Below are 1,571 nucleotides of genomic sequence, written 5' to 3' on the forward strand. Positions count from 1 at the left end.
AGGACGCGGCTTTTATCTGGAGCCCAATGCGCCGAAATCTCCGGCACCCAAGGATTATATCCCAAAATACCCCAGATAAAACCATGCTCTGGATAATGGGCCTTATGCCGAGCTCGGCATAAGGCTCACGCACGGCGCAAGTTTACCGACATTCTGGCCAAGAACCCATCGCCGGTCGCGGCGGAAGCCGTCGTGAGGATCGGCGAGTTGTTCGCGATCGAGCGCGACATCAAAGGAGCGCCACCGGACGAACGACGGCGGGTTCGCCAGCAACTGGCCGCCCCGAAACTGGCTGCCTTACGGCCATGGCTCGAAGCACAGATGCGCGGGCTGTCTTCAGACAGCGCGCTGGCCAAGGCATGCCGCTATCCGCTCAATCGCTGGGCGGCGATGGCCCGCTATTGTGACAATGGCCTGCTCGAGATCAGCAACAACCTTGTTGAGAATGCCCTGCGCGGTGTTGCTCTTGGCCGCCGCAACTGGATGTTCGTCGGCTCGACCAAGGGCGGAGATGCCTCGGCGCTGTTCTATTCCCTCGTCGAAACTTGCCGCCTGAACGGTGTGGAGCCCGAGGCCTGGTTCACCGACGTCATCGCGCGTATCGGCAATCATCCCATCAACCGGATCGACGAATTGCTGCCATGGAACTGGCAGGCGGCAAGAGAGATCCAAAAGTTGGAGCAGGCCGCTTGAGCAACGCCTTCGTCGCAAGGATGACGATCACGCTGGATGACGTGACGCCGGTGGTGAGCCGCGTCATCGAAGTGCCGCTGGGCATCCGCCTCGACCGCCTGCACAGCACCTTCCAGGCAGCGCTGGCGTGGACCGACAGCCACCTGTGGGAATTGACCTTCGGCCACACGGGCTTCGGCATCCCCGATCCCTTCTATGGCTTTGACGGCCCGCTTGATGCGCGCAAAACGACCTTGGCTCAGGCGCTCGAGGGCATGCGGGGCAAAACCTTCCGTTACCTCTATGACTTTGGCGATGCGTGGGAGCACAGCGTCAAGATACAGGGCATCGCCCCTGCCGATCCCAACGAAATCTATCCGCGTTTAATCGCCGCCACCGGTATGCGGCCACCAGAGGATTCAGGCGGTCCCTCGGGCTATGCCGAGAAACTCGAAGCGCTGGCGGATCCTGCCCACGAGTATCACGAGGAGGCTCTCGATGCCCTGGGCGATGACCATGATCCACACGCACCGCCAAACATCGACATGATCAACGACAGCTTCGCCGCCCTCGCAAAGAAATGGGCGCCGCGCTCGCGAAAGGCCAAATAGGGCCTCGTCAACGCCGCATTCCGTCGGCGCTTACGCTTCCCGCCACCTTACGAATCTTGGGGCTCGCTGACATCCAGGATCGAGCGATCTCTCGACAGTGCAGGCAAAGCCTTACATCTCCATTTGGATCGGGCGGAGAAGCGTCGCCAAGACCCAGTGAAGTCGAAAGAGCCGATGCCCTTCCGTCAATACTAGGGTCCGGACCCATTAACGGGATTCCCATCTGCCATTGAGTGTGATTCAACGCGTCCTGCGAGGAGGCGTTGGCAATGGCGGATTTCTTTTGGT

At 60.5% G+C, this 1,571-nt stretch carries 1 protein-coding gene and 1 pseudogene; both read left to right on the forward strand.

Translation table 11 applies throughout. The features are described from left to right. Positions 1–135: 135 nt before the first annotated feature. Positions 136–693 (forward strand): annotated as a pseudogene (locus tag BGP00_RS10675) (transposase); the annotation flags it as partial. A 20-nt stretch (positions 694–713) separates the two neighbouring features. Then, on the forward strand, positions 714–1,283 hold the full coding sequence (locus BGP00_RS10680; protein WP_292925749.1) for a plasmid pRiA4b ORF-3 family protein: 570 nt from the start codon (positions 714–716) through the stop codon (positions 1,281–1,283). The last annotated feature ends 288 nt before the right edge of the window (positions 1,284–1,571 follow it).

This window comes from Novosphingobium sp. 63-713 (genome assembly GCF_001898925.1).
In the GTDB taxonomy this organism is placed as follows: Bacteria; Pseudomonadota; Alphaproteobacteria; order Sphingomonadales; family Sphingomonadaceae; genus Novosphingobium.

Bases quoted from the DNA above. Each gene is read 5' to 3' on its own strand.
- BGP00_RS10680 (WP_292925749.1), top strand. From the start codon at position 714: ATGACGATCACGCTGGATGACGTGACGCCGGTGGTGAGCCGCGTCATC.